The 25318-nt window shown below is 41.9% G+C and carries 24 protein-coding genes and 1 other annotated feature; of the genes, 19 read left to right on the top strand and 5 right to left on the bottom strand.

Going from position 1 to position 25318, the window contains the following annotated elements:
• Nucleotides 1-83: 83 nt before the first annotated feature.
• The 6 genes from ABLT31_RS26620 (at nucleotide 84) to ABLT31_RS26645 (ending at nucleotide 5892) form a co-directional block, all read left to right on the top strand.
• Nucleotides 84-1196, top strand: a complete 1113-nt coding sequence (locus tag ABLT31_RS26620; RefSeq protein ID WP_367757528.1) for an HD domain-containing phosphohydrolase — start codon at nucleotides 84-86, stop codon at nucleotides 1194-1196.
• A 123-nt stretch (nucleotides 1197-1319) separates the two neighbouring features.
• A complete protein-coding gene (locus ABLT31_RS26625; RefSeq protein ID WP_367757530.1) occupies nucleotides 1320-2519 on the top strand; it encodes an ABC transporter substrate-binding protein in 1200 nt (399 codons plus the stop codon).
• Nucleotides 2520-2569: 50 nt separating this feature from the next.
• Entirely contained in the window at nucleotides 2570-3451 is an 882-nt protein-coding gene (locus tag ABLT31_RS26630; protein ID WP_367757532.1) for a branched-chain amino acid ABC transporter permease, read from the top strand.
• Between the two features lie 4 nt (nucleotides 3452-3455).
• Nucleotides 3456-4427, top strand: a complete 972-nt coding sequence (locus ABLT31_RS26635; RefSeq protein WP_367757534.1) for a branched-chain amino acid ABC transporter permease — start codon at nucleotides 3456-3458, stop codon at nucleotides 4425-4427.
• On the top strand, nucleotides 4424-5197 hold the full coding sequence (locus ABLT31_RS26640) for an ABC transporter ATP-binding protein (RefSeq protein WP_367757537.1): 774 nt from the start codon (nucleotides 4424-4426) through the stop codon (nucleotides 5195-5197). Before ABLT31_RS26635 ends, ABLT31_RS26640 begins: the two co-directional genes overlap by 4 nt.
• Nucleotides 5191-5892: an ABC transporter ATP-binding protein gene (locus tag ABLT31_RS26645; protein WP_367757539.1), complete on the top strand. Its 702-nt coding sequence runs from the start codon at nucleotides 5191-5193 to the stop codon at nucleotides 5890-5892. Before ABLT31_RS26640 ends, ABLT31_RS26645 begins: the two co-directional genes overlap by 7 nt.
• A gap of 73 nt (nucleotides 5893-5965) precedes the next feature.
• On the opposite strand, the gene ABLT31_RS26650 is transcribed toward ABLT31_RS26645, so the two are convergent.
• Nucleotides 5966-7066: a YaaC family protein gene (locus ABLT31_RS26650; protein ID WP_367757541.1), complete on the bottom strand. Its 1101-nt coding sequence runs from the start codon at nucleotides 7064-7066 to the stop codon at nucleotides 5966-5968.
• Nucleotides 7067-7228: 162 nt separating this feature from the next.
• Between ABLT31_RS26650 and guaB the strand changes: the two genes are divergently transcribed.
• The 12 genes from guaB (at nucleotide 7229) to ABLT31_RS26715 (ending at nucleotide 20758) form a co-directional block, all read left to right on the top strand.
• Nucleotides 7229-8686 (top strand): IMP dehydrogenase, encoded by a 1458-nt coding sequence (guaB, locus tag ABLT31_RS26655; protein WP_367757543.1) that lies wholly within the window; start codon nucleotides 7229-7231, stop codon nucleotides 8684-8686.
• Nucleotides 8687-8795: 109 nt separating this feature from the next.
• Complete coding sequence (locus ABLT31_RS26660; protein WP_367757545.1) at nucleotides 8796-10097, top strand: D-alanyl-D-alanine carboxypeptidase family protein; 1302 nt, start codon at nucleotides 8796-8798, stop codon at nucleotides 10095-10097.
• A 102-nt stretch (nucleotides 10098-10199) separates the two neighbouring features.
• Nucleotides 10200-11084: a pyridoxal 5'-phosphate synthase lyase subunit PdxS gene (gene pdxS / locus ABLT31_RS26665; protein WP_367757547.1), complete on the top strand. Its 885-nt coding sequence runs from the start codon at nucleotides 10200-10202 to the stop codon at nucleotides 11082-11084.
• A gap of 2 nt (nucleotides 11085-11086) precedes the next feature.
• Nucleotides 11087-11683, top strand: coding sequence for a pyridoxal 5'-phosphate synthase glutaminase subunit PdxT (gene pdxT, locus ABLT31_RS26670; protein WP_367757549.1), 597 nt, complete (start codon nucleotides 11087-11089; stop codon nucleotides 11681-11683).
• A gap of 46 nt (nucleotides 11684-11729) precedes the next feature.
• Nucleotides 11730-11900, top strand: a binding site (T-box leader).
• A 59-nt stretch (nucleotides 11901-11959) separates the two neighbouring features.
• The gene (gene serS, locus ABLT31_RS26680) at nucleotides 11960-13237 is read left to right on the top strand and encodes a serine--tRNA ligase (protein ID WP_367757553.1); all 1278 of its coding nucleotides are present in this window, start codon (nucleotides 11960-11962) and stop codon (nucleotides 13235-13237) included.
• Nucleotides 13238-13596: 359 nt separating this feature from the next.
• On the top strand, nucleotides 13597-14643 hold the full coding sequence (locus ABLT31_RS26685) for a sulfite oxidase (RefSeq protein ID WP_367757555.1): 1047 nt from the start codon (nucleotides 13597-13599) through the stop codon (nucleotides 14641-14643).
• A gap of 171 nt (nucleotides 14644-14814) precedes the next feature.
• Nucleotides 14815-15654, top strand: coding sequence for a metallophosphoesterase family protein (locus ABLT31_RS26690; RefSeq protein ID WP_367757557.1), 840 nt, complete (start codon nucleotides 14815-14817; stop codon nucleotides 15652-15654).
• 19 nt (nucleotides 15655-15673) lie between these two features.
• Entirely contained in the window at nucleotides 15674-16753 is a 1080-nt protein-coding gene (locus tag ABLT31_RS26695) for an ABC transporter ATP-binding protein (protein WP_367757559.1), read from the top strand.
• Nucleotides 16753-17625 carry a carbohydrate ABC transporter permease gene (locus tag ABLT31_RS26700; protein WP_367757561.1) on the top strand — a complete coding sequence of 291 codons (873 nt, stop codon included), beginning with the start codon at nucleotides 16753-16755 and terminating at the stop codon, nucleotides 17623-17625. The genes ABLT31_RS26695 and ABLT31_RS26700 overlap by 1 nt, the downstream gene beginning before the upstream one ends.
• A 19-nt stretch (nucleotides 17626-17644) precedes the next feature.
• Nucleotides 17645-18472, top strand: coding sequence for a carbohydrate ABC transporter permease (locus tag ABLT31_RS26705; protein WP_367757563.1), 828 nt, complete (start codon nucleotides 17645-17647; stop codon nucleotides 18470-18472).
• Nucleotides 18473-18505: 33 nt separating this feature from the next.
• The gene (locus ABLT31_RS26710) at nucleotides 18506-19804 is read left to right on the top strand and encodes an ABC transporter substrate-binding protein (RefSeq protein ID WP_367757565.1); all 1299 of its coding nucleotides are present in this window, start codon (nucleotides 18506-18508) and stop codon (nucleotides 19802-19804) included.
• A gap of 96 nt (nucleotides 19805-19900) precedes the next feature.
• The gene (locus tag ABLT31_RS26715; RefSeq protein ID WP_367757663.1) at nucleotides 19901-20758 is read left to right on the top strand and encodes an HAD family hydrolase; all 858 of its coding nucleotides are present in this window, start codon (nucleotides 19901-19903) and stop codon (nucleotides 20756-20758) included.
• Between the two features lie 51 nt (nucleotides 20759-20809).
• On the opposite strand, the gene ABLT31_RS26720 is transcribed toward ABLT31_RS26715, so the two are convergent.
• The 3 genes from ABLT31_RS26720 to ABLT31_RS26730 are packed head-to-tail and all read right to left on the bottom strand — an operon-like array spanning nucleotide 20810 to nucleotide 23187.
• Nucleotides 20810-21343: a chromate transporter gene (locus tag ABLT31_RS26720; protein WP_367757567.1), complete on the bottom strand. Its 534-nt coding sequence runs from the start codon at nucleotides 21341-21343 to the stop codon at nucleotides 20810-20812.
• A gap of 18 nt (nucleotides 21344-21361) precedes the next feature.
• Nucleotides 21362-21967, bottom strand: coding sequence for a chromate transporter (locus tag ABLT31_RS26725; protein ID WP_367757569.1), 606 nt, complete (start codon nucleotides 21965-21967; stop codon nucleotides 21362-21364).
• An 11-nt stretch (nucleotides 21968-21978) separates the two neighbouring features.
• Entirely contained in the window at nucleotides 21979-23187 is a 1209-nt protein-coding gene (locus ABLT31_RS26730) for an ROK family protein (RefSeq protein WP_367757571.1), read from the bottom strand.
• Between the two features lie 267 nt (nucleotides 23188-23454).
• Between ABLT31_RS26730 and ABLT31_RS26735 the strand changes: the two genes are divergently transcribed.
• Nucleotides 23455-23958, top strand: coding sequence for a hypothetical protein (locus ABLT31_RS26735; protein ID WP_367757573.1), 504 nt, complete (start codon nucleotides 23455-23457; stop codon nucleotides 23956-23958).
• Between the two features lie 186 nt (nucleotides 23959-24144).
• Here the strand turns inward: ABLT31_RS26735 and ABLT31_RS26740 are convergent, their stop codons facing one another.
• Nucleotides 24145-25068, bottom strand: a complete 924-nt coding sequence (locus tag ABLT31_RS26740) for an FTR1 family iron permease (RefSeq protein ID WP_367757575.1) — start codon at nucleotides 25066-25068, stop codon at nucleotides 24145-24147.
• Between the last annotated feature and the right edge of the window lie 250 nt (nucleotides 25069-25318).

A 25318-nucleotide genomic window follows, 5' to 3' on the forward strand; every position in this document is an offset into this window, starting at 1 on the left:
CGGTAAGAAAGGTCATTGACCTTTCTTTTTTTCTTTTATTATTAGATTCGAGTAAAACGAAGCCCAAGAAGGTAGGGGATTTCATGCCGCAAGTACTTGTATCATATTTAAAGCCTGGATCAACTCTCAGTTCGGATGTGGTTACTTCGCTTGGCGGTCTATTGTTTGAAAAAGGAAGAAAGTTGTATGAGCGTGAAATCGAGATTTTAGAGGCGTTCCTCATTGAGGAGGTGACAGTTGCGGAATCGCATCCCCATCAGCCGAAAGGAAAAGATCTAGTAAAACCTACTGAGGAAAAGGAGATTGTTCCCCCTTCCTCTGAAGTGGTTCCTAAGCCGCCACAGCCGATTGTTCTCACCTTTGAACAGCATTTTTTTCGCTGTGTACAATTTTTCAGGAGCATGTTCCAAAGCGTCCAAGGTGGTCTTCCTATCCCCATCCATGAACTGAGTGAAAGCCTTCATCCGCTCATTCAAGCTCCCATTGAGCTTTCTAATATCATGACGACGTTAAAGCAGAACTACCCTTTGGATGATTATACGTATTATCATTGTATATCTGTTGGCTATTTAAGCGCCTGCATCGCAAGGTGGAGCAGGTTTCCTAATCAGGAGATCATGCCTCTTGCCTTAACCGGAGTGCTTCATGATATTGGAAAGAGCAAAATTGATTCAAGCATCCTTTATAAACCAGAAAAGCTTTCGATTTCTGAGATGAAGGAAATTCGAAAATATCCCGTATATGGCTATCATCTTGTTAAAGCGAATCCGTCCATCAGTGAAGGAGTAGCACTTGGAGTGCTGCAGCACCAAGAACGAGAAGATGGTTCCGGTTATCCGCTCGGACTTCAGTCTGCATCTATCCATGTGTATGCAAAAATTATTGCGATATCTGATATCTTCCATGCCATGTGCTCCTCTAAGATTTATAAGCAAGGATACTCTCCTTATATCGTTTTAGAACAGTTGCTAAGCGATAGCTTTGGCAAGCTGGATCCGGCCTTTGTCAGATCATTTGTTGAGGGGATGACCCAATTTTCAATAGGGACAGATGTTGAATTGCAAGATGGCACAGTAGGCAAAATTGTATTTGTCGATACAAGCCAACCGACTCGGCCTATGGTCGATGTGAAGGGAAAGATTATCAATCTATCTGCAAATCGCAACGTTTATATTAAACAGGTTCTCGTGGATTAGGGATATTTTCTTTTTTTTCCAGAATTAATTCAAATATAAAATATTGTTTGTAAATTATCTTCTATTCATATATAATTTTTTGAAGATAAGAACTACTAGAAAACATATACGAGGGGGATCACAATGAAAGTTTTTAAGAAAAAGGCTTTTTCTATCTTTGCCTCATCCGTACTAGCGGTAAGCATGTTAGCAGGATGTGGCGGCGGTCAATCAACGCAACCTGCTGAATCTCAACCAGAAGCGAACAAGGAAGCGCAAGGGGGAGAACAAGCTCAAGGAGAGCTAGTAGCTAAAATTGGGGTAGTGTCCTTCCTGACAGGAAGTGGATCAGCCTATGGTGAAGCTATTACGAACGGATTAAAGCTGGCTCAAGAGGAGATTAACGAGGCTAATCAAGGTAAATTGAAAGTAGAGCTAGCCATTGAGGACTCAGCAGGTAAAAAGGACCAGGCCATTAGTGCCGTAAATAAATTGATTAACAATGATAACGTAGTAGGAATTATCGGACCAACGCTAAGCGGTGAGATGTTTGCAGCAGGTCCTGTGGCGAACCAAAATGGTGTGCCGATTATGGGAACCTCTACAACAGCTGAAGGAATTACAGACATTGGGGAATATGTTTTCCGAAATGCGCTCCCTGAATCCATTGCGATTCCAGAATCTATCAAAACTGTAGTAGAAAAGCATGGTGTCAAAAAGGTAGCATTAATGTATGCTAGTAATGATGATTTCTCCGTTTCTGGTTACAAAACAATGGAGAAAACAGTAAAGGAATTGGGCTTGGAAATTGTTGATACGCAAACTTTCGCTAATGGAGATACAGATTATAGCGCTCAATTGACCTCTGTAGCTTCCAAAAAACCAGATGCGGTTCTAGTCTCTTCCCTGTATAAGGAAGCAGGTTTGGTATTGGCAAAAGCGAGGGAAATGGGATTGAATGTTCCATTCGTCGGTGGAAACGGATTTAACTCCCCACAATTAGTTAAGCAAGCTGGAGCAGCAGCAGACAATAGCTATGTTGCAACTCCTTGGTATCCTGCAGGGTCTGAAAAGGTTGATGCTTTCGTGAAGAAATATACCGAGAAGTATGGTAAGGGTCCGGACCAATTCGCTGCTCAAGCTTATGATGCCCTTTATATCATCTCAAACGCCATCCTTAATGCGGGAGTTGCGGATGATCGTGATGCTTTAAAGGATTCCTTAGTAGAGCTAAAGGACTTTGAAGGGGTTACTGGAAAGTTCCAATTTGACGAAAATCGTGATCCAATCATGGATGTAAAGGTTCTTCATATTGAAGGTGGAGAATTCAAGCGAGTTGAATAGCAAATTAAAAAGCAAAGGGAAAATGCTGAGATGAAGAAGGAGACATTCATATGTTAACGCAACAGCTCATCAATGGCTTGACCCTTGGAAGTACGTATGCCCTAGTTGCACTAGGGTATACGTTAATTTTCGGGGTGTTAGAGATCATTAATATGGCCCATGGAGCAATATTCATGTTTGGGGCCTTTGTCGGATTGATGACCGTGGTTTATTATGACGGTTCGGTTATTATGGCCATTATTGCAGCCATTGCTGTAACGATTGTTCTAGGACTTTTGTTGGAATGGTTTGCGCTTCGACCGTTACGAGGAAAAAAAGGAGTTTCACATCTTGCTTCCTTGATAAGCACAATTGGCGTTTCGATTATCTTAGAAAATTTGGCTCATAAACTATTCGGAGCGGAAACACAACCCTTCCCTATCCCCTTCAATAACATTACCTTCGAAGTAGGTTCCGTTCGCATTTCCCTAGTGCAAATTTTGATTTTCGCGCTTGCTGTTGCCGTTATGGTAATGTTACAGATTTGGTTAGGGAAAACAAAGTACGGTAAAGCTTTAAGAGCGGCAGCGGAAAATATGGAAACCGCTAGTTTGCTTGGGGTTAATACAAAGAGAATCGTTATCATGACAGTGATGTTGGCATCTGCCCTGGGCGGATTAGCTGGCGTACTTGTCGGAATGGGTTTTAATGCAGTTGCTCCAACTATGGGAATTTCCATGGGTCTTAAGGGATTGGCTATTATTATATTAGGCGGAATGGGAAATGTACCAGGTGCTATGGCCGGGGGTCTAATTCTCGGAGTAACTGAAGTATTTGCAGTGGCTTACGGTGATTCCGCTTATCGAGATGCGGTAGCCTTTGGAATGATTATCCTTATCTTATTGCTTCGTCCACAGGGGCTATTCAGCTCTGGGCAACCAGTTAGGCGGTGATTGAATGTTTGATCAGTTATTGAATCCTTACTACCTACAAATTTTCACATTTATCTTAATTAACTGTATGCTAGCTCTAAGTATGTATCTTCCTCTTTCAACGGGACAGTTATCCTTAGGAGCAGCAGGGTTTATGAGTATAGGTGCCTACACTTCCGCCTTATTGACGCTGAACCTTCAACTCCCAATGCCTCTAGGCGTTCTTGCAGGGGGGATAATGGCTGGGATCGTAGGGGTTATGATCGGAATTCCTGCTTTGCGTCTAAGCGGCGTCTACTTGGCGATTTGTACCTTAGGTTTTGGTGAGATGGTTCGCGTGATTTTCAACAACTTAGAATTTACTAATGGAGCGCTGGGCTTGAACGGAATTCCTCAGTTAGGACAGACCTTGAGCAAGTTGCTTAAGGGTATGGGGATCCAAGCCAAAATGTTAGGGTTGTCTTCTCCCCAACTCTCCTCTCTATTAACGATTTTGGTATTGTTGCTGGTTTTATTGCTTGTGTTTTTATTTATTTATCGACAAAGCCAGTCACGCGTAGGCAGAGCTTTTGAAGCCATTCGTGCTGACGAAAGTGCAGCCCAGGCTATGGGGATTAATATTACCTATTATAAGGTTTTAGCATTTGCTCAAGGGGCCATACTTGCGGGAATGGCAGGAGCATTGTTTGCCCACGTCACTTTCTTTATCAGCCCGGTTGACTTTGATTACCATAAAGCCGTAGATATTCTGATTTTTGCCGTTCTAGGCGGAAGCGAAGTAATATGGGGTCCTATTTTAGGAGCTACTTTATTGACCCTTCTTCCTGAAGCTTTGCGATTTGCAAGTGATTATCGGATGATGATCTTTGGAACGATTCTTGTTCTTATGATGATCTTCAGACCTCAAGGTATTTTGGATGCGAATATGCTTAGAGTTCTTACATCACGGAAGAAATCCAACCAAGCAGGCGGCCAGTCAAAGGAGGTGTCGTCATGAGCTTAAAGCTGGAGAACGTCAGTAAGATGTTTGGCGGTCTAGCCGCTCTGACGGATATAAGTTTTGAAGTGAAAAAAGGGGAGATTTTTGGACTCATCGGTCCAAATGGAGCAGGGAAAACCACGATGTTTAACGTGATTACTGCAATTTTCCCTCCCACTACTGGAACGATTACCTTCGAGGGAAAGCCGATCAGCAGTTGGAAGGCCCATCAAATTGCAGAACTAGGTATTACCCGTACCTTTCAGAATATCAAGCTATTTAGCCATTTGTCCGCATTGGATAACGTAATGGTCGGCGCTCATTGCCGAACCAAGTCTGGGGTTTGGGGAAGTGTTTTTAAAACCAATGCACAGCGGCAAGAAGAAAAGGCTACTAGAGAAAAAGCGATCCATCTGCTTGAAGTCGTTGGACTTAAGGGTTATGAGGATACCATAGCTGAAAATTTGGCTTACGGTCAGCAGCGCCGGCTAGAAATTGCCCGTGCCCTTGCAACCGATCCAAAGTTAATTTTATTAGATGAACCTGCTGCTGGAATGAATGAAAGTGAAACCGACGATTTATTTCACTTAATTAAACGAATCCAATCCATGGATATTACCGTTGTTTTAATAGAGCATGACATGAAGCTGGTAATGAATATCTGTGATCGGCTGACTGTAATCAATTTTGGGAAGAAGATTGCAGAAGGAAAGCCGGAGGAGGTTCAAAATAACCCTGAAGTTATTGAGGCCTACCTCGGAAAAGAAGAGGATGAGGAAGTATGCTAAAACTAACAGGCGTGGAAACCTATTACGGCAATATTCAAGCTCTGAAGGGCATTGACATTGAAGTTTCCGCCGGTGAGGTTGTAACGATCATCGGGGCAAATGGGGCTGGAAAAACCACAACCATGAAAACCGTGGCCGGCCTTCTCAAGCCTAAAAAAGGGAAAATTGAATTTCTTGGGGAAGATATCACAGGTTTGCGTCCGGATCAATTGGTGGGTAAAGGAATTGCCTTGGTTCCGGAAGGACGAGCTATACTATCCAAGATGACCGTTCTGGAAAACCTGGAAATGGGTGCTTTCCAACGGAATGATGCCGAAATCAAGGATGACTTGGAAAAGGTAATGGATCGATTCCCCATCCTTAGAGAGCGGAAAAATCAGCTAGGGGGAACCCTATCTGGAGGGCAACAACAAATGCTAGCCATAGCTCGTGCGCTCATGTCGCGTCCTAAGCTTTTGTTGTTGGATGAACCTTCTATGGGTCTTGCACCATTAATTATTGCCGATATTTTTAGGATTGTTCGCGAAATTAACCAGTCTGGAACTACGGTTCTATTGGTTGAACAAAACGTTCGTCAAGCCTTAAAGGTCGCCCATAAAGGTTATGTATTAGAAACCGGAAAGATTGTAACAGCAGGATCCTCTACTGAGCTTCTCAATGATGACAAGGTCAAAGAAGCTTATCTTGGTCACTAAATCAATCGTGGATAATAAAAAAGAGTATCCCATTCAAATGGGATACTCTTTTTTTGGTTCAATTAAGCTATCTTTACATTGTTTCGAAAATAAACCGTTCGTTGAACAATAAGTTCAAGATCATATTGGGGAACTTTCTTTGGCTGATGTTTAAGAATTCGTTGATGATGAACATCTCTCCTGATGTAAAGGAAAAGATAATTTCTCCCCATAGTTCGGTTTCATAACGACAAAGCATGCCTAAGATATACATTAGCATGTAGTGAGACAACATCTCTGGAATAAATAATTCGGGCTTATCACTTAAAAGGAAATGATGATTTCCCTTATAGTCCTGGATAAACAGATGATTTTCAAAGCCTGAAGGGGACTCCGAAACGTGAATATCCTGCGGGTGCTCCCAGCTGATCCGGATGATTCCCTTTGGAGCCTCAAGGGAATGGGGAACAAAGCGAGCTTGTCCTTGATTATGGCGATTCAGAAAATGGATAAAGCTTTCATAAGTTAGATGGTATTTATCCAAAATATGTTCAGGGAGATAAAAAGTAGTGACAGGCGATGAGAAATCAATATGCCTTGATATATGTAAGGGTATCAAAGTGGTTTCCTCATAAGATTTCTCATAGCTTTCCCTCAATTCTGGGATGAGTGAAAGGAGATCTTTGATCTTAAATTTCTGCCCTACGATGTGATCCGAATTCAAATAGCTGGCCACCATAGGAAACAATCCTTCTTTTTGGACTTTGACTTCATCTTCAGAGAAGCTATAGTCAAGTTTTTTTAACTTGCGGCTGGTAATACCGTGCTGTAAAACCCGCGTATGAGCGGGGTAACCCGGGTCTGAGGATATGATGACAGCTTTTAATAGGCTTACCATACCGTAGTAAATCAGCAATGGTTTAACCAAGATATTGCTGGTAGATGCAGCGTTGTAATATTCTTTTCCTTGCTTGATGTAGTAAATAAACTTATGAGTATTTTGAAAGGCAAAGCGTGATGCATCCTGCCCTTGATTAGCCTGGTAGGTCTTTTCTAAAAAACGCTTTACATGGGGCTCGCTCTCAAAGTAAACGAACATACTCCACATTTTTTCGTTTGGATTTTCGCATGCTATGCGATGAATGCAGTCCACAAGCATCACCAATCTTCTGTAATATTCGGTAATGGTTAGCATGTTAGAACTAAAGAGGTTTGTTTCCTTATAGTTTACTTTAAAAAACGAACAATATAAGGGGATTCTTGACAGTAAAATATGGATTTTGATACACTACGTCTAATATCTTTTGCAATGATGAAATAGGGAAAAATTTTATACGGTGAAGGGAAGGGAAAACAAGTGTGGGAAAACAAATTTGCTAAAGAAGGATTAACCTTTGATGATGTGTTGTTGGTACCTGCCAAATCAGAAATCCTGCCCCGTGATGTGGATGTAGCCATCCAACTGAGCGAGAATGTCCGATTAAACGTGCCAATCATTAGTGCTGGTATGGACACTGTAACAGAATCTGCTATGGCCGTAGCCATGGCCAGGCAGGGTGGAATAGGGATCATTCATAAAAATATGAGCATAGCCCAACAAGCTGAAGAAGTCGATCGGGTGAAACGCTCGGAAAGTGGAGTAATATCCAATCCTTTTTCCCTAAGACCAGAAGAGCAAGTGTATCGAGCGGAAGAAATTATGGCGAAATATCGGATTTCAGGAGTACCGATTGTGGACGAAGGGAATCACTTAGTAGGAATTCTAACCAATCGAGATCTTCGTTTTGTCCATGACTACTCGATTTCCATTTCCGAAGTCATGACGAGAGAAAACCTCGTAACGGCGCCAGTGGGAACCACGTTAAAAGAAGCGGAAAGCATCTTACAGAAGCACAAGATTGAAAAGTTGCCTCTAGTCGATGATACCAACATCCTTAAAGGGCTTATTACCATTAAGGATATCGAGAAGGCTATTCAATTCCCTAATGCAGCTAAGGATAAACAAGGTCGTTTGTTGGTTGGGGCAGCGGTTGGCGTGTCTAAAGACTTATTTGAACGAGCGGAAGCATTGATAGCAGCGGGAGCTGACTGCTTAGTGGTGGATACGGCTCATGGCCACTCCAAAGGGGTATTGGATAGTGTCCGTGAACTTAGAGGAATGTATCCAGACTTGACCATTGTAGCTGGTAACGTAGCAACAGGTGAAGCAACTCAAGATCTCATTGATGCCGGGGCTTCTGTAATAAAAGTGGGAATTGGACCAGGATCTATCTGTACAACCCGTGTAGTAGCGGGAATAGGGGTCCCTCAAATTACTGCCGTGTATGACTGCGCCACGGTGGCTAGAAAAAATGGCATTCCGATTATCGCTGACGGCGGAATTAAGTACTCTGGGGATATTGCAAAAGCCATTGGAGCAGGTGCTAGTGCGGTGATGCTGGGCAGCTTGTTTGCAGGCTGTGAGGAAAGCCCAGGAGAGTCCGAAATTTATCAAGGAAGACGCTTTAAGGTTTATCGAGGCATGGGTTCTTTAGGAGCCATGAAGGAAGGAAGCAAGGATCGATACTTCCAAGAAAATGAAAAGAAGCTGGTACCGGAAGGCATTGAAGGGCGAGTAGCTTATAAGGGTCCGGTTGCTGATATCATTTTCCAGCTGGTGGGAGGCCTTCGTGCAGGAATGGGATATTGCGGAACAAAAAACTTGCATGAGTTGCATGAAAACGGCAAGTTTGTCCGCATAACAGGCGCAGGACTTATTGAAAGTCATCCTCATGATGTACAGATTACAAAAGAAGCACCGAATTATTCGATGTAGGAAAGGTCTTAAGCCGGGGAAACCCTCGGCTTTTATTTTTTCTTAAAATCTTAACTTCTCCTGTGGTACAATGGATATTGGTTTGTACTACATAAGGAGGGAGAAAAGGTTGAAATACAGAACTATCAAAAGACAATTAGCATCAATTTTGACGTTAGCCTTATTATTTACGCTTGTTTTGCCTTTCGGGAATCAAACGGAGGCCGCTCCGGTTGGAATTAATCTAGAAGTGAAATCAGCGATCATGGTGGAAGCCAGTACGGGTCGTGTCCTGTACAAGATGAATGAAAATGAGGCTCTGCCTCCTGCCAGTATGACGAAAATGATGACAGAGCTTCTTACCCTAGAAGCCATTAAAAGCGGGAAGATTTCTTGGGATGATAAGGTGACAACGTCTGAGTATGGACATTGGATGGGGACATATGGCGGGTCACGCGTTTACTTGGGGTTAGGAGAAATAAGAACGGTTAGAGAATTGTATGAAGCGATGGCGATTTACTCAGCTAATGATGCAACTGTAATGTTAGCGGAGCATATTTCCGGAACAGAAGAGAATTTTGTTAGCTTGATGAATCAAAAGGCTGCCGAGCTTGGCATGGAAAACTCTCACTTCGTTACCAGCTCGGGATTTCCTGCAAGTGAGTTGGGACAGTATGCCCCAAGTGTGGAAGGCGACAATCTGATGACCGCCAAAGACTCGGCGATTCTTGCTCGGGAAATTATCACCAAGCATCCGGAAGCCTTACAGATTTCATCGATCCCACGCAAGTTCTTTAGAGGAGAAGACTCTCCGCAAAAGGTTCGAATGGATAACTGGAACTTTATGCTTCCGAGCTTGGTTTATGGGTTTGAAGGGGTAGACGGTTTGAAGACCGGTCATACCAATGCGGCAAAATATTGCTTTACCGGAACAGCAGAACGAAACGGCATGAGAATTATTACTGTAGTCATGGGGGCTGAAACGGAAGCCAAGCGTTTTGCCGAAACCAAAAAGCTAATGACTCACGGGTTTAATAACTTTAAGATGCAAGCCATTGTCAACAAAGATAAAGAGATCGAAGGCTTTGAAACCGTTGAAGTAAAAAAAGGGAAAGAATTAGAAGCAGTAGCCGTTCCTGAACGGGATCTTATTGTTCCTGTCCGAATCGATGATGAGAAGAATTATAAACCGGTTGTTACGACACAAGAAGTAATAGCCCCTGTAGAAAAAGGGCAATCTATAGGAAAAGTTAGCGTTGAGTATTCTGGTGAAGATCTAAACGAATATTTGCGCCCTGTAGACAAGGAACAGAATATGGTTCCTTTAGTTGCTAAGGAAGAAGTGGAAGAGGCTGGTTGGATCCGTTTATTCTTCCGGGCAATTAAAAGCTTTGTAGCAGGTCTTTTCGACAGCATTACTGGGATGTTCTAGTATCTCTATGGGGAATGTTGTCATTTTGACTCGCATTATGTAAAATAAGTAAATGATTAATTTGATAAATAATTCTAATGGATATATGGTAGGGGGATAATTATGATCGAAACCGGTACTTCTCTAGTCAAACGCGGTATGGCTGAAATGCAAAAGGGTGGCGTCATTATGGACGTTATCAATGCTGAACAAGCGAAAATTGCTGAAGCAGCAGGTGCTGTTGCGGTTATGGCATTGGAAAGAGTTCCAGCTGACATTCGTGCAGCAGGCGGAGTAGCCCGTATGGCTGATCCAACTATTGTAGAAGAAGTAATGGCTGCTGTTTCTATTCCAGTAATGGCAAAAGCCCGTATTGGACATTTTGTGGAAGCTAAGGTATTAGAAGCTCTTGGAGTAGACTACATTGATGAGAGTGAAGTACTGACTCCTGCGGATGAAGTATTCCACTTAAATAAAAAGGACTTCACAGTACCATTCGTTTGTGGAGCGCGTGACTTAGGAGAAGCTCTTCGCCGCATCGGAGAAGGGGCATCCATGATCCGTACAAAAGGTGAGCCAGGAACAGGTAATATTGTTGAAGCGGTTCGTCACCAACGCACCATGCAAAGCCAAATCCGTAAGGTTCAAAGCATGTCTTACGATGAATTAATGGCAGAAGCGAAAAACTTAGGAGCTCCTTATGAATTGTTGGAGTACATCCATAAGAACGGAAAGCTTCCAGTCGTTAACTTTGCTGCAGGTGGAGTAGCAACTCCAGCTGATGCGGCTTTGATGATGCATTTAGGATCTGATGGTGTATTCGTTGGTTCTGGGATCTTTAAGTCCGATAATCCTGAGCGTTTTGCGAAAGCAATCGTAGAAGCAACCACTCATTATGAAGATTATGCTTTGATTGGGCAACTTTCTAAGAATCTAGGAACAGCCATGAAAGGAATCGAAATTTCCACGTTGTTGAAAAACGAGCGTATGGCTGAACGCGGTTGGTAAGTATGAGAAAAGTAGGAGTTTTAGCTCTTCAAGGGGCTGTTGCTGAACATATGCGCCTGTTGGAGAAGGCCGGCGCTGAAGCGGTAGCCGTTAAAAAAGTATCGCAACTGGATGACATTGATGGCTTGATTATTCCTGGCGGCGAGAGTACGACCATCGGGAAATTAATTAAGCAATACGGTTTTGATGTTGCGCTAAAGCAATTCCATATGCAAAAGAAACCTTTATTTGGAACCTGTGCCGGAATGATTATTCTAGCTGGGGAAATAGAGGGACAGGATTGGAATCACTTAGGCTATATGGATATAAAAGTACAGCGTAATGCCTTTGGCCGTCAGCGGGAAAGCTTTGAGGTGGACTTAGAGGTTAAAGGAGTAGCGGAGGACTTCCGTGCCGTTTTTATTCGTGCTCCCCTCATTCTTGAAGTGGGTCAAGACGTTGAAGTTTTGTCCGTTCACAATGGCCAGGTAGTAGCAGCACAGCAAGGTCATTTGATGGTAAACTCTTTCCACCCAGAGTTAACAGATGATGAGCGGATCCACCGTTATTTCTTAGAGTTAGTTGAGAAATATCAAGGAAATCCAGCCACTGTACAATAATTTGCAGGTACTGTAAAAATATAGTACATTTATTCCATAAGTAAATACGTGAGCAATGATGGGAATAGTAATCAGGTAAACTTCTGCAGAGAGTCGGTGGGTGGTGCAAACCGACAAGTTGAATGATGAATCCATCCCTGAGCAAATGGCAAGTAAAGAGTGGGCTATTTCGACTAGCCAACTAGGGTGGCAACGCGGGTTAAATCTCGTCCCTAAATTTTAGGGACGGGATTTTTTTATTTTTTATTTTTTATTTTTTAGATAGGAGGATGAATTATGTTAGATATTAAACGTCTTCGAGCGGATTTAGAAGGAGTGAAACTTGCTTTAGCCAATCGAGGAGGAGATTTTCCGGGATTAAATCAATTTACGGAATTGGATGAGAAGAGAAGATCGCTGCTTGTAGAAAGTGAGGCTTTAAAGAACAAAAGAAATACAGTATCTGAAGAAATCGCCAAAAAGAAGCGGAATAAGGAAAATGCTGATGACCTGATCACGGAAATGAAAGGTGTTGGCGATAAGATTAAAGAGTTTGATGAAGAGATTCGCAACGTGGAAGAAGAATTAGATCAAATATTACTTACGATACCGAATATCCCGCACGAGAGTGTACCTGTTGGAGCTTCCGAAGAGGATAATGTTCCTGTCCGTCATTGGGGAGAACCGAAGGAGTTTTTGTTTGAGCCGAAAGCCCACTGGGATATCGCTTCTGAACTAGGTATCCTTGATTTTGAAGCAGCAGCGAAAGTAACCGGTAGCCGCTTTGTTTTCTATAAAGGGTTAGGTTCCCGTTTGGAAAGGGCATTAATTCAATTTATGCTAGACCTGCATGTGGATCAGCATGGATATGTTGAAATGATGCCACCACAAATGGTTAATCGGGCTAGTATGACTGGAACTGGACAGCTTCCGAAATTTGAAGATGATGCATTTAAGGTGCAAGGCACAGACTATTTTCTAATTCCTACTGCGGAAGTTCCAGTGACCAATTATCACCGGGAAGAGATTTTAGCCAATGAACAATTGCCAATCTATTATACCGCTTATAGTGCTTGTTTCCGTTCAGAAGCGGGATCGGCAGGAAGAGATACAAGAGGATTAATTCGCCAGCATCAGTTTAATAAAGTGGAGCTTTTGAAATTCTCTAGACCGGAGGATTCCTATGAAGAGCTAGAAAAAATGACTGCCAATGCTGAGAAAGTCCTACAACTGCTAGGACTTCCATATCGCCTGCTTAGCTTGTGCACGGGGGATATGGGCTTTTCGTCCGCAAAGACCTATGATTTAGAAGTATGGTTGCCAAGCTATAATACGTATCGGGAAATTTCATCTTGCAGTAATTGCGAAGACTTTCAAGCCCGCCGCGCTAATATCCGTTTCCGCCGCGAAGCGAAAGGAAAGCCGGAGTTTGTCCATACATTAAATGGATCCGGTTTAGCCGTTGGCCGAACTGTTGCTGCTATCTTAGAAAATTACCAACAGGAAGACGGAAGTGTATTAATACCGGAAGTGCTTCGTCCATATATGGGTGGCAAAGAGAGAATCGCGAAATAGAGCTTGGTTTGATAGGTCAGGCTCCCCTCATTGGTCGGTGAGTCTGGTGAGTGAAACTGGTCATGAAGGATGATTCTCCTGTTATCACCTAGATTTAAAATGATCAGGTATTAGTATATCGACAGTTTGAAGCATCTTTAAAAATAGCATTGAAAAGCCCAAATAGCAGGAATTTCTCCTGCTATTTGTCATTTTTAAGAATGTTAACGTTTTCTTAGCTACCGATCTCATAATGACTTCAGGTATATGTTAATCGACAATCTCAAATCTCCTCTCATCACAAAAAGATTACTGATCATCTGGCCAACCTCCTCCCAATATATTTAATACAAGTGACTTAGAGAAAAGGGGAGGGGCTCATGAGACCATATTTGATCACGAGGAGCTTATATCCTGAAAACCAGGAGACTCCGATCGAATTCTTACAGGAATGGCAGACCGAAGAGTCTCTTTTTTATCGGCGGAACCATTTTGGATATCCCAGATTATCCGAGAGTAGCTATTTCCTTCCGATCTTAGGGCATGTCCAACAGCCTAAGATGTTTTCTTATCAAGATTTGATTAGAATGCCATCGAAAACCATAACGGTATCGTTAGAGTGTGCAGGAAACCAAAGATCGCTTTTCAGGCCCCAAGTTTATGGTGAACAATGGGAGAAAGGTGCAGTCAGTCAAGGGACATGGAAGGGCGTACCCTTAGCCTATCTCTTAACCCAAACCGGCCTTCATGCATCCGCAAAAGAAGTCGTATTTGAAGGATATGATTTTGGAAAACAAAAAGATATGGATGGCACCTTTTTCTATGGCCGAAGCCTTCCATTAAGCAAAGCGTTACATCCTGATACGATCATTGCCTATGAATTGAATGGAAAGCCGATTCCCTATATTCATGGCTATCCTTACCGTTTAATTGTTCCCCAATGGTATGCTATGGCTTCGGTCAAATGGCTAAAGCGCATCATGGTGATTGATCATGAATACCAAGGTCCTTTTCAAATAATCGATTATCAGTATTATCCCGATCCGCAGAGGGATACCGGGAAAATACCTGTGACAGTAACAAATGTAAACTCCATTATTCAACAACCGCTCCCTCTCCAAGTGCTTGATGAAGGAATCCGCGAAATCAAGGGGTTAGCTTGGACCGGTTTAGGAAGCATTCAAAAAGTAGAAGTTAGCGTAGATGGTGGGAGGAGCTGGGATGCAGCGGAGTTGGTTTATAGTTCCGCTCAGCCTTATGCCTGGACCCTTTGGTCATATACGTGGGAAGTGAATAAAAAAGGGGAATATGTTATTCAATCAAGGGCACAGGATACCCAGGGTAGAGTTCAACCGGTACAACCATTTTGGAACCGTAAGGGTTATGGATATAATGCAGTAGCTGAAGTAAAGGTGAAAGTGGAATAGTATATAGTTCTGTTAATGTTCTTCATCGTTATTTAACGAAACTTAAATAAAGTTTATTTAACCTCTACAAAAATATGGAAGTAAATTAATGATTATTCTGTATAGTGATACACAAATAGATAGATAATTCACACCCTGTTTTACAGGGATCTAGGAGAGGAGAGAGTATCGATGAAAATATTATTAATGGGTGACTTGCATTATCCATACCTTCAACAGGTAGGTGAAGAAGTATTGGACGCTCGTGAAAAGTTTTTTGCCGGCTTCCTTGGTGAGTTCCTGAACATCGAAGCGGATTATCATATCTCCTTGGGTGACTTGACGAACCAAGGGCACACTGAAGAACTAGAGTATGTATTTCGCCATATTAACAACAGTGAACGTTCTTTTTATCATGTATTAGGCAATCATGATGTATATTTACAGCCTAAAACCAATGTTTTCTCCATAACGGGCCAAAAACGCTATCATGCAGTGAAGACCGAAGAGGCTCATCTTGTTTTTCTAGATACGACTAGGGAAATGGATTGGAAAGATTGGGGCGGAACAATAGATGCCGAACAATTAAGCTGGCTAGAACAGCAAGTTCAAGAATCTGAGGATAAGCCTTTGCTCATCTTCGCCCATCATCCCGTATATGATACCACGGCAAGATCCCATATGGATAAGCTATCGATCCACCCCTCGATTGACATGAGGAGCATTCTTGGAAAAAAGACTGGTGCAGGCCTTTACTTTAATGGGCATAATCATGTTCATTCCATCGTAAATGAGAACCAATGGCATTTTGTGCAAACCGCCGCGTGTCTCGATCATCCTTGTTTCCGCATGGTAGAGCTTAAACAAGACGAGATTAAGATTCATCTAATAGAAGTAGAAAATTCTGAGCTATTGCAGCATGCACCGAAAGTATATAACCCAATGCCTTATTTTAACCATACCGTGGAATGCAAGGGCCGTTCCTTCGATCAGGTTTATACCGTATCCGTCCCTGCTCGTGCTGTCAAATAAGAAAAGGACGTGATAGAAAATGGCCGAGATCGTATTGAAAAATATCGAAAAAAAATATGAAAACGGTGAAGCTGCTGTCAAAAACCTAAACTTAACGATTAAAGACGGTTCTTTTACCGTCTTGGTCGGCCCTTCAGGATGTGGTAAATCAACCACTTTACGAATGATTGCTGGTCTTGAGACACAAACCAGTGGCGAGATATGGATTGGTGATCAATGCATGAATCATGTTCTCCCAGGAAAAAGGGATATAGCCATGGTTTTTCAAAACTATGCGCTTTATCCGACAATGACTGTGAAGGAAAACATTGAATTCGGTTTGAAAAACCGAAAAGTGCCGAGAGAAGAAAGAGCCAAGCTTGTAAATGATATTTCAGAAATCGTCGGTTTAACTCCCTATTTGAATAAAAAGCCCCAGATGCTTTCCGGGGGTCAGAGGCAAAGAGTAGCGTTGGCTCGCGCCATGGTAAAAAGCCCGAAAGTATTTTTAATGGATGAGCCTTTATCCAATCTTGATGCCAAGCTAAGAAACCAAATGAGAACAGAATTGATCCAGCTCCACAAGCGATTGGGTACCACCTTTGTCTATGTGACGCATGATCAGGTGGAAGCTATGTCCATGGGAGATGAAATTATCATCATGGACCGCGGAGTAGTCCAACAGATGGATACCCCCCTTCATGTGTACCATAACCCAGCGAATTTGTTTTCTGCTCAGTTTATAGGTACACCTGCGATGAATATAGTAGAACGTAATGACCTAGACGGACTAAAAATAACCCACCCAGACATTGCCTTTGTTGGTTTTAGGCCTGAAAGAGCGGTAATGGTTCAAGGGAAGAAAACAGAAGGGCTTTTAATTTCAGGGGAAATCCTGACGAGAGAAACCTTGGGATCAGAAACAATCTATCAGATTCAATCTCGAGCAGGCCAATTTTATGTCAAAAGCTTTTTACGACCCATTGAACTCTCTCAGCAGGTACAAGTATTTATTCCTTATTCCGATTTATATTTTTTTGATGAAAAGGGAGAGCGAGTAGTAATAGAGGTAGGGAAGGAAAAGATAGAGCGTGAACTGGTTGCAGGGGGAGTTTTCTAATGTCTTTCTGGACACGGATGCGTCCCTATATGATGATTACTCCTGCCATGATCGTTTTTATGATGTTTTTTATATATCCTATCTTTTACATGATTTACTTAAGCTTGTTTGAGTGGAATTTTGTAAGTCCGACGAAACAGTTCGTCGGATTTCAAAACTATATCCAATTATTCCAAGATCAAGGGTTTCTGGAAGTTCTCAAAAATTCATTTATCTATACCATTTTAACGGTATTATTCAGTATTACGCTTTCTTTAATGCTAGCCATTCGCCTAAATCGGCCCGGTGCCTTATACGGGTTTGTACAAGCTGCCATATTTAGCCCCCATATTATTTCGCTGGTCTCCGTCGCGATGCTGTGGCTGTGGCTCATGGAGCCAAGTTACGGCTTGTTAAATTGGGTGTTAGGATTCTTCGGTCTGCCTGGGTTGGAATGGATCTCTCACCCCAACACTGCCCTTTTATCACTAGTCCTGGTAGCCGTCTGGAAAGGGGTAGGGTTTAACGCTTTGGTTTTTATTGCGGGTCTGCAGAGCATTCCTAAGGATATTTATGAGGCGGCTGAGCTTGATCAATCCAAACGGTTTACTACGTTTTATAAACTTACATTGCCTATGCTTTCGCCAACGCTCTTTTTCTTAATCATTATCAATATGATCAATTCCTTCCAGGTATTTGAAACCATTGATATCATGACCAAGGGTGGACCGATCAATTCAACGAATACCCTCGTTTATTTTATTTATGAAAATGGTTTTCGTTTCTTTAAAATCGGTTATGCATCGGCTGCAGGGGTTATTCTTTTAGTTGTGATTTCTATTTTGACTGTCATTTACTTTAGACTCGTAGCGAAAAAAGTACATTATCGATAAGTAGAAAGGTGTGAAGACGATGACCTTCACCCACAAGGTGTTAAAAGGGGTAAACCTCATTGGGATCATCCTTATGATTGCCGTTTTTGCTGTTCCTTTTTTATGGATGATCTCCACTTCCGTTAAGACGTTGCCAGAGACTATCACCTTTCCGCCTAAATGGCTGCCGAAAGAATGGATGTGGGAAAACTTTGCTCAAGCTTGGAACTCCGGCCCTTTTTTGCACTTCATTATGAATAGTGTCATAGTTTCTATCGGTATCCTCATCCTGCAATTATTAACGATTATACCTGCAGCGTATGCCTTTGCCAGATATCGATTTAAAGGGGATAAACTTTTCTTTTCTTTGACCATGGTCGCATTAATGATCCCCGCCCAATTGATTTTTTTGCCGGTCTTTTTGCAATTGAGCTCTTGGAAATTAATTAATACGCTATTCGCTTTAATTCTTCCTTTTGCCACCAGTGCCTTTGGTATCTTTCTGCTGCGGCAAGCTTTTATGCAGGTACCGGAAGAACTGCTTGAAGCTGCAAGATTAGATCAAGCGAATGAATGGAAGATCATTTATAAAATCATGGTTCCTATGGCTATGCCTACGCTCATCACTTTCGGACTATTTAGCTTTATTGCTCACTGGAATGATTATTTTTGGCCCCTGGTCATGACCACATCGGATGAAGCCCGAACCTTACCCATTGGGATAGCTAAAATCATGAAAGTAGAGGGCGGAGTTTCTTGGAACATATTAATGGCAGGGAACATGATTTTAGTTGTCCCAATCCTAATTGTCTTCTTTTTTGCACAAAAACAGATTATTAAGGCTTTCGTTTATACGGGTGTGAAGTAAGGATTGAGAGAATAGAGAATGGGGAGAGAAAACATGAAAAAGCTTATCAAATTGACATTAGAAGCCACATTAATGCTGACATTAGCGGGATGCGGGCTAAGCCAGGAGGAAACGGCTAGCGGACAACCAGTTGCGCAAGGGGATAAAAAGCCAGTGGAAATCGAGTACTGGTATGCCTTTGGCGATAAAATCGGGGAAAATAATGAGAACCTAGTAAAGATGTTTAATGAATCACAGGATGAGGTTCATGTGAAAGCGAGTTTCCAGGGAAATTACGAAGAACTACATGCTAAGACACAAGCGGCTTTTGCAGCGGGAAATCCTCCTGCCGTTACCCTTAATGAGATTGCCTCTATGGGAGTATTTGCGAGAAATGGCATGACAGAAGATTTAACGCCGTTTGTTCAAAGGGACCAAGTGGACATAGATGATTTTATTCCTGGACTCATGGGAAATTCCTATATTGATGGTAAGCTTCATGGCCTTCCTTATCTGCGCAGTACACCGCTGTTATATTTAAATGCAACCATGGCCAAGGAGGTTGGTCTAGACCCGGCAGGTCCAAAGAACTGGAAGGAATGGGAGGAGTATGCCAGAAAAATGACGGTTCCAGGGGAGCGAGTAGGCATGACCATGCCAGTTGGTATCTGGTTTTATGAAGGGTTTGTAAAATCCAGCGGAGGAAAGATGATCTCTGAGGATGGAAAGACTGCTGCTTTTAACAACGCCGCTGGAGTCGATCCGGTGAAGCTTTGGATCAAGATGGTGGATGAGGGCATCCTTAAAATCCCTACGGGTGATGATGCGAGTCCTTTATCCAGACAGGATTTTGCAAACCAAAAATCAGGCATGTACTTTAGCTCAACTGCTGATTTAACGAAAATTCTAGAGATCGCAAAAGAAGGAAACTTTGAATTGAATACGACCTTTATGCCTGCAAATACCACTTATGGCGTACCGACTGGTGGAGCGAACATGGTAATTGTAGCGGGCCTTTCGGAGGAAAAGAAAGAAGCGGCTTGGAAGTTTATCAAATGGATGACGGAAAAAGAACAAACCATCTATGCTAGTAGTTTTACGGGATATTTGCCAAGCCGTAAGTCTGCCGTTGAAAGCGAAGAGATGAAGAAATTGTACGCAGAAAAGCCTCAATTTAAAGTAGCCGTCGATCAACTCGAGTATGCAGGTCCTCGTCCCATGGAGACTGTTTACCCGGAAATTGGGACAATCATTCAAGATGAAATTAAACGGGCAATTCTAGACCGTTCGGTAGCACCGGAAGCTGCCATTGCGGAAGCAGCAAGAAAAGCAGATGAATTGTTAAGCAAATAGATAACGAACGATAAGCGCTTCTATTCTTAGTATTAGCTACCTGGTACTAAGAAATGGAAGCCTTTCTTTCAGGGGGGGGGTAAACAAGTGAAATGGATGAGGGAAATAGAAGTTATCATTTTTGATTTGGATGGTACATTATATCAAGATCATGATTTTTATAAGCGTTACTTAGGCCACTTATTGAGAGAATCCGAAAAGGAAGAAGAGTTAGATAACGTAATAGCTGAAGCTAAACGCATTCTTCAGCATGCTCATCCTTTTAAATTAGGACATCTTTATCATCATCGCCATGAAATCGCATTCCACGTAGTCAAGGACAACATTCAATCTGCTCAAACATGGGATGGCCAGGAAGCGGATCTAAAAAAATTAATTCATCTTGCCAATACAGATCCAAACTTTTGGAATGATTGCCTTTATGCCGGTGATGCGTGGGGAGTAGTGGCAATTTTGTCTAGACGTTTAAACCTATCGGATGGAAGATTAAGAGAGGCATTTGAAAAGGTTCGAAAAGATATGATCTCCTCAGAAAATGGCATTATGCGAGATGATCAATTGATGATGGCCATTAATGAATTGACAAGAGTTCAAAGGAAAATTCTCATTACGAATACGGATCACTATAATGGGGTGGAATGCGTTAGCTACTTAGGAATAGACGCTTTATTTGATCAGGTTTTCTATGATGGAAAAAAACCGCACGGAATAGCTTCTCGGATGAAATCAATTCTTGAGGAAACAGGATTGCAGCCCAATCAGGTATTATCGATAGGGGACAACCCGTGGAATGATTTATATCCCGTTAAGAAGTTAGGTGGAAGAACGGTCTGGATCTCACCTTATGAAAGTATGGAACAGGAGGCTTGGGATAGTAGACTTCGAACCATTAATGAATTAACAGGGCTATTAAGAGAGCTGCAGAAAAACAAGGAATGGGAGATTGTAAAATAATCACGGGTATGGGAAAAAAGAGTTGCGATTTATCGCAGCTCTTTTTTCCTATTAATAGTAGAATGCTATTCCAGCAATACCTGATATGACGATTAATAGAGCTGGATGAAGCTTTGTAAACAGGAGGATGACTAAAGCGCCTATCATGATAAGGATTCCAGCGATGTCAAGAGACCAGCTGATGATACCATTATTAATAGCAAATCGAATAGCAGCAAAGGCAATCAGCCCGGTAATGACTGGTCGTAGGATATAAAAGGAGGACTGAAAATAGGGATGGTGTTGAATCTTATGAAAAACTACAGCAACAAGCAGGACGGTAATCAGTGAAGGAAGTGAAATGGCTAGAATAGAAAGGATGGCACCAGGCATTCCTGCAATCTTATAGCCGATAAATGTAACGCTGTTGGCAGCGATTGGACCTGGTGACATCCCGGCAATGGCGATAACGTCTGTAAATTGCTGAGGGGTCATCCAATCATGCTTTCGAACCTCGTATTCGATAATGGGGATCATTGCATATCCACCGCCGAAAGAAATAAAACCAATTTTAAAAAACGATATAAATAGCTCCCACCATAACATTGGTTTTTCTTCCCTTCTTTAAATTCCGGCTCCCATGAAGTAATCTAAGTCTGTTTCCTTATACTTGGCTGGTGCCTTCCTTTTTGCTAACACGATTCCTGCAAGTGCTCCGATCAGAATTACTAACATAGGATGAACCGGTGTGAATAATAGAACAACAACTGTAAGTATTGTTGCCATACCTGTTGTTTTGTCCGAAATGGCAGTCTTCCCCGTCTTAACAGCGGCAAAGAAGATGAGAGCTACAATTGCGGGACGAATGCCCAAGAAAGCAGCCTGAACGATAGGATAATGTTGAAATTCCAAGAACAGAGAGGCGAGAACCAGAATAATGATAAATGTAGGAGTAATCATGCCGATGGTTGCAGCAATGGCGCCGATGACACCAGCTAAGCGATACCCTATAAATGTAGCAGCATTAACAGCAATCGAACCGGGTACTGTTTGGGCAATAGCAAGTACATCAGTAATGTCTTCTTTTTTCATCCATTGATTACGTTCGATAACAGCTTTCTCTAGGAGAGGAATCATCGCATATCCCCCTCCAAAAGTGGCAGGGGATATGAAAAAGAACGTATAGAAAATTCTCCAGATCATCTTCACTGAAACCTTTTCTTGTGTCATTTAGCTTCCACCTACCTTAAGAAAGATTCGAAAACCATGCTTCCTGCACCAACCGCTACCGCATTTTCCCCTAGTTTCCCCCGGCTAAAACGGACGGGATAGTCAGGGTAAAGCTGCATCTTTTCCAGCGCAATCTCTGTGGAAACCTGATAAAAGTAGTCAAGTTCGGTAACCAAGGGTCCCCCAAGCAGAACGATGTCCGGATGGAGCATAAACATTAGATTGGCAAGCCCGATTCCATAATAGTAGGCAGCATCTCGAACAACATCCCGACAAAGCGGATCTCCTTCTTTTACAGCCCAACAGATATCACTGAATTCAATTTGTTCCATATCCAAGCCACGTTCTTTTAATAACGAAGGGCGTCCTCGCTTGATTCCACGGATAACTTCCTCTTGAATAGCGAGAATCGTAGCGTAGGCATTTAAACAGCCATACTTTCCACAAGAGCATTGGCGCCCATGAAGATCTACGGTGGTATGGCCATAAGCCCCTTCCATATCTACGGGACCCCGATTCACTTGACCGTGGGTTAAGATACCGCAACGAATACCCACGCCTGTCAGGTTATAGACCATGCTATCCGAGTCTCTCCAGAACCCGTTGATATACTCTCCTAAAACGGCTGTATTCGCTCCATTATCCAATAAAACAGGAAGGTTAAAATGTTCGTGTAAAATCTTACAGATCGGCACATCTTTCCACCCTACAGAAGGAAAGTTTAATGGGTTCATAATTATTCCGTCTTCTCGATTTAATGGACCGACCGCTCCTATTCCTATTCCTAAGACAGAATTAGTACTAATCTCATGTTGCTGTAAAAGATGGTTAATTTGATTTCGAATCCACTGAATGGTCAATTCAGGCGTACTATCTTGTCTCATGGTCATCTTCACTTCTGCCAAGATCGTCAGCTGAAGATCCATTAATAAGATTTTAGAGTGAATGCGGGAGATATCAATTCCTATGAGATAGTAAAGCTTAGGATTGATTTGATACATGAGTGGTTTACGTCCCCCGCTCGATTCCGCAAGCCCGCTCTCTAAAATGACATTTTCCTGAAGAAGCTCCTCAATTAATCTGGTGCATGTGCTTTGCTTCATGCCCGTTAATTCAATCAAGGAACCTTTGGTAATAGGTCCATGTTTAAAAATCAGTCGATATAATTGCTTTAAACTGTTTACTTTTTGAGAGAATGGTTCTTTAAAAAGTGGAATCATAGCTATACTCCAGACAAATCTATTTCCTTAAGTATAATGCTTTTTTTCATTTTGAGCAAAAGTTTTTTTGGATCATAATGGATGGTCTGTTATTTTGGATAAATAGTGGCTTTTTATATCCTTAAAAACCACTGGGTATTATGTCTTTTTTCAAAAATGGTTAAATGTACACGCTACACATTATATGGCTTGACCAGTTTTCCAAGATCAAAGACAATGTAAGTATAATAAACCATAGTGGATTACTTGGTTTTGAGGTGATGAATCGTGTGGGAAAAAAGAATTGGGGCTTTGATCATGATCATACTTTTCTCGTTAGGAGCAGCAACGGGATGTTCTTCCTCTGATGAGCGAGTTTTGCTTACGGGAATACCAGCAAATTATAACTCCATAAAGGGGCAAGATAAAACACACCAGCTGTACGCCGAGGAAACGGATATCGTCGCACTGGTTGGAAATAAGGAAATTGATTTCGGATATGTCCGTTTGTCATCGGCTGTGAATCTTTATTTAGATGGAGCTCCTATAGTTGCAGTGGCAGCGAGTAAAGATCCTAATGAGCAAATTTGGCTATTAATTACCCACACAGAGAATACCCGAAACGATTCGCAGGCTGTTCGAAAAGCGGTTGAGGAATTTATCACCTACTCTAAGCAACATTCCTTATCGCCTATTCAATTAGATGAAAAGAATTTGAGAAAGGCCATACACCTAGAAAAGAAAGTCAACCTTTCGTGGTTTATTGACCCGTCGTTTCAAAATGGGGAATAGGTAATTCTTTGCTAAGCGTTTTAATAAAAAAAGCTTCATTGAAGCATTTCGGGGTAGCCAGACCACCTTTAGAGGAAGCTTTTTATGCGGAATAAGGATTAAGTTTATACTTTCTTATTCCGTAAAAAAATTCCTTGCTCTCGCTTTAAGGAGAGGACAAGGAATTTTTTTATACTGCCCAAAATTTTATTGTTCACTTGTTTTTACTACGAGTTCAGACTTCTTGTTTAACACTTCTTTAGCTGGAGAGGACACTTTTCTTCGATATCGAAGAAAGAAATAGATACCTGCAAAATAACCCCAATAACCGATTGTTTCTTCAAAGGATGGATGATGGGAATATCCAAACATGGCCATTAAGAAAAGACCGATCTGACCGCTAATGAGCGGTTCAATGCCTTCCCGCCGCAGCTGCTCTTCGTCTATTGGATGTTCTGGGAGGATGTGGGCTATATTATAAACGTCTTCTTTAAGCGTTCCAATAAAACCATAATCTTGAAGAGCGCCGATGGCTTGAACAAATAAACCGGCGGCTATAAACACAATCATAATACCAGTGATTTTGAAAAACGTTTTTAATGGAAACCGTATGGTAGATTTAAATATGATGTAAGCTGCAATAACAGCACAAACAACACCTAGCAAGGCTCCCCAGCTTTGAATGGCCTTTGAGATATCCCCGCCACTTATCGCCGCAAAGAAAAAGACCGTTTCAATTCCTTCTCTTAATACAACTAGGTAAGCGTGAATTACCATCCCAAAAATGCTGCCTGCCGTGATCAGTTGGTCAAGCTTTTGCTTCGTCTTCGTGTTAATATCATTGCTATTATCAGCCATCCAAACGACCATTTGGGTTAAGAGTATGCTGGATATAAGCATGATGGAAATTCGCAAATAATGCTGGCTACCCATGGCAGCGAAACTAGTCATAATCACTTGGAATATAAACGCAACGATTAGGCTGGAAACGACTGCACCGAACACTCCTAGCCAAACCCACTTGTGAGATTTTTCTTGGCCCATTTTAGTAAGGTAGGTGGTAATAATTCCAACTATTAATAGAGCCTCTAAAACTTCGCGAAAGGTAATTAAAAATGCTTGCCCGTCCACGCATACACGTCCTTTCACAAAATGCAATATTGATATTAATTATCATTATTAAATAAAATCAACCTAAATTATACATGCAACACTATATATTGTCAATATTTAATATTCCAGACAATGCTATTTCTATTGACAAGGATCTATACTAACTATATCATTTATATGTGATAAAAATTATCATTATCATAAAGAATTCCAATTTGTTTTCATTTATATCCAGGACAGTATTCGGTATACTGTCCTATAAGTTTTT

This window comes from Ammoniphilus soli, from assembly GCF_040813775.1.